The organism is Neobacillus drentensis, from assembly GCF_036962765.1.
Taxonomy (GTDB): domain Bacteria; phylum Bacillota; class Bacilli; order Bacillales; family Cytobacillaceae; genus Neobacillus; species Neobacillus drentensis_C.
Genome location: NZ_JBALOS010000297.1, coordinates 1 through 3810 on the forward strand (window position 1 = coordinate 1; position 3810 = coordinate 3810).

Below are 3810 nucleotides of genomic sequence, written 5' to 3' on the forward strand. Positions count from 1 at the left end.
GCCATTAAGGTTGCATAAAAAGAAATCCCTCACCTAAAAGTGGGGGATGAATTCGTCGAAATGGAGTAATCAATGAAAGAATATTATTATGATAAATTGATGGGAATAAAAACGGGAGGAGACCAAAAGGGATTTCATAAATCCTTCCATTATCATCGTTATGAACCAACCCCTTATAGTGCCCTCGAAGAATTATTTACTCACTATCAATTGAGCAATAACGATCAAATCGTTGACTATGGGTGTGGTAAAGGGCGATTAAACTTTTTTATCCATTATCATTTTCAGGCAACGGTTATAGGAATTGAAATGAATGAGGATTTTTATCATGAAGCCCTTACTAATCGTAAAAATTATCTAAAGACAACCCAACCGAGCAATTCTCATATTTACTTTCATTGTTCCCTTGCCGAAGCATATCAGGTCAAGCCAATAGATAATCGATTTTACTTTTTTAATCCCTTTTCAATTCAAATTTTTATCAAAATCATTAATAATATCTTGATTTCGGTAGAGAAGAACAGGCGGGATGTTGAAATCATCCTATATTATCCATCCGACGATTATATCTATTATTTAGAAAATGACACCTCTTTTGAATTAAAAAAAGAAATTATTCTCCCTTACGTTCATGAACATAACGAAAATGAGCGATTTTTAATCTATCAATTAATCAGATAGATTTGTATTAACTGGGAAATTTCATCGTCCAAACGTGCAGCCTGTTTACTTTTAAGCATTTGTTCCGAAATGAGGATATAACTGCAGTTGCTTCCTTTTAAGTAGCTATAGATAATCTGAGCGCTATCAATTTCATCTCGGCTGATTTTTGTTAATACTGGATCCTCACTTGTTTTAAAAGTAGTTACTATTTTGGTCTTGATTGTATTTTGAATTGATTCATGCTCCGACCTGCTGTATTTTTCACTGAATAGTATTTTGTTCTTTTTAATCAGAAATAGTTTAAAGGTACAGTTCGTTAAGCGTTCAATGACAGCAATATTGTTATTACTTTCCGTAAATTCAATTACCTTTTCTTTATTAAGAAGTGAGTAGATGGCATCCAATGTATCTTTATATTTTCCTGCTGTTTCGAAATCCAATTTTTCAGAGGTCTCTAACATTTTTTGCTGCAATTCGTGAAGCAGACTCGTATCCACACCTTTCAGCAATGCAAGGATTTTGTTCATCCTTTCATTGTACAGAGTGAGTGCTGCCTCTCCTATACACATCCCTAGACACAAACCTAAGGAATAGTTTAAACAAGGAGTATTCTTGTTTGAAGGGGAACTGCAGTTTATCTTATAAAAGTCTTTTATCCCTTGAAGCGACTTTTCTACAGTATGTTTGTTTGTGTATGGGCCAAAATAAAGACTGTCTGGCTTTTCGGAGTGCTGACAAATTTCAAGTCTTCGATAGCCACCATCCATGTGAATCCTGATGTAGATATAGGATTGAGGGCTCTTCATCATTCGATTAAAATTAGGCTTTATTTCCTTGATTAATTTACATTCGAGCATAAAGGCCTCAAATTCAGTGTCAGTAAGAATATAGTCAAAATCCTTGATGCTGGATTTAAGTTTCATGATCTTATGGGAATGCGTTTTGGAATTTTGGAAGTAGGACCGCACACGATTCTTAAGATTTTTCGCCTTTCCAACATAAATAATATGTCCGTTGAAGTCCTTCATTAAATACACTCCGGGGGAAGAGGGAAGGTGTTTCACTTTTTCTTTTACATCCATATGAATACCTCCAATCACTATTTATTTTATCACAAATAAAAAAGGTGCCCAGCCTTCATCATCCGCAATCAACGGATGGGAAGGCAAGGCACCTTATTTAAAAGCAATGAGAGATTCTGAACTTAGATAACTGTCTAGCTCCAGCGCCCAGCGGCTAGTGTACTTCGCCCTTTTCCCTCGATAAGTCAACATCGGATCGCTAACGCTCTCCGTGTTTCCTTTATCTCAGTCAAAGTGCTCCAGTCCATACGCCGCTAAACGGGCGCTTACGCTTTTCTTATTTATTTAATCCCTTTCATGTAACCTTGAATCTTCGGTGATAACATTAATAGGATAATACCTAGTACGATGGAAGCTCCACCGATGACACCAAAGTAGGTCATTTCAGTTTCAGGGGTGTAGAATTTAACTACTTGTGCATTTAATGCTTGTGCAGCAGCACTTGCTAGGAACCATAAGCTCATTGTTTGAGCGGAGAAGGCTGCAGGCGCTAATTTAGTTGTTGCAGACAATCCAACAGGTGATAAGCATAATTCACCAAATACAACAATTAAATAACTAAGAACAAGCCACATTGGACTTACTAATGAATCTGTACCGCCAAGATAAGCTGGGATAAGAATAACTAGGAATGACAAACCAGCAAATAGTAATGATAATGAGAACTTTTGAGGTACTGATGGCTGACGTTTTCCTAATTTAACCCAAACCCAAGCAAATACTGGTGCAAATATGATAATGAATAACGGGTTTAAAGATTGGAACCATGCTGGAGAAATATGAATTCCTAACCAATCTAATTGAGTACGCTTATCCGCATAATTTGCAAGGATGGTTGAGCCTTGTTCTTGAATTGCCCAGAACATAACCGCTGCAATAAATAACGGAATATAGGCAATAATTCTTGAACGTTCAACTGCAGTAGTTTTAGGACTGCGATACATGACAACGAAGTAAATAGTTGGGATTAAGATACCAAGGAAAGTGACAATATTAATAAAGCTAGCAAAAGTTAAAAGACCCTTTGGAATTAATACTGCACATATAACAGCAAGAATAATTACTGCTAGTCCAATCATGGTAAAGACTTTTTTCTTTTCTGCAGGAGCCATTGGATTGGCAACCATTGTTCCAGCAAGACCAAGATTTTTTTTCTTTGTCACACTGAACACGACTAATCCTAAAAACATACCTACAGCAGCAATTCCAAAACCTATGTGGAAGTTGCCCACTGAGCCAACGATTAGAGGGGATAAGAATGCCCCAAGGTTAATACTCATGTAGTAAATAGTGAAACCTGCATCACGGCGTTCGTCCTTTTCGCTGTACAATTCACCTACTGCGGAAGAAACATTTGGTTTAAGCAATCCAGTACCTAGGACAATCAATACCATGGAAACAAAGAACATGGAAACACTGCCAGGAACAGCCAACGATATATGTCCAAACATAATTAAGATTCCACCGTAAAATACGGCTTTTGAAGAACCGAAGATCCGGTCAGCTAGCCAACCGCCAATGATTCCAGACATATAAACAAGTGATCCGTAAATGGACATGATCGAAAGTGCGAGATTTTGATCAATGCCCAATCCACCTTTAGAAACTTCATAATACATATAGAAAACGAGGATGGCTCTCATACCATAGTAAGAAAAGCGCTCCCAGAATTCCGTGAAGAAAAGAGTGGAAAGACCTTTAGGATGTCCGAAAAATCCCGTTTGAGGTACACTATCCACAATTTTCTGTCTATTCACATTTGACATATTATTACCTCCCTTTTACTATTCTATAATACTTTCTTATGTTTTGAATTGTCAAAAACATTTTTTGGAGAAATACGTTGCAAATAGTAAAAAACATTGATAATACTGAATTTTAGTTAGATTAAATCAAAAAAGAAAGTTTTTTTAAAATAATAAATAATTTCAGAGTAAATAGACTTTTCGCTCTAATATAATGATAGAAATATAATTTTTAGGAAGGGTTTTAGGATAATTAACTACAAAATCAACGTGAAATATGTTTCCCACTTGCCAACTAGTTCGGTGCCTGACACCACAAA

At 36.2% G+C, this 3810-nt stretch carries 3 protein-coding genes; 1 reads left to right on the plus strand and 2 read right to left on the minus strand.

Annotation, left to right across the window (positions count from 1 at the left end):
- The first annotated feature begins 72 nt into the window (after nt 1-72).
- Nucleotides 73-681, plus strand: a complete 609-nt coding sequence (locus V7137_RS27390; RefSeq protein WP_335700993.1) for a methyltransferase — start codon at nt 73-75, stop codon at nt 679-681.
- Here the strand turns inward: V7137_RS27390 and V7137_RS27395 are convergent.
- Both V7137_RS27395 and V7137_RS27400 read right to left on the minus strand, forming a co-directional pair.
- Nucleotides 666-1745, minus strand: coding sequence for a GIY-YIG nuclease family protein (locus V7137_RS27395; protein WP_335700994.1), 1080 nt, complete (start codon nt 1743-1745; stop codon nt 666-668). The genes V7137_RS27390 and V7137_RS27395 overlap by 16 nt on opposite strands.
- Nucleotides 1746-2026: 281 nt before the next feature.
- Nucleotides 2027-3511: a peptide MFS transporter gene (locus tag V7137_RS27400; protein ID WP_335700995.1), complete on the minus strand. Its 1485-nt coding sequence runs from the start codon at nt 3509-3511 to the stop codon at nt 2027-2029.
- Nucleotides 3512-3810 lie beyond the last annotated feature (299 nt).

What these genes read in the sequence shown, in the direction of transcription:
- V7137_RS27390 (WP_335700993.1), top strand. Translation starts at nt 73, where the DNA reads ATGAAAGAATATTATTATGATAAATTGATGGGAATAAAAACGGGAGGA.
- V7137_RS27400 (WP_335700995.1), bottom strand. Translation starts at nt 3,511, where the DNA reads ATGTCAAATGTGAATAGACAGAAAATTGTGGATAGTGTACCTCAAACG.
- V7137_RS27395 (WP_335700994.1), bottom strand. Translation starts at nt 1,745, where the DNA reads ATGGATGTAAAAGAAAAAGTGAAACACCTTCCCTCTTCCCCCGGAGTG.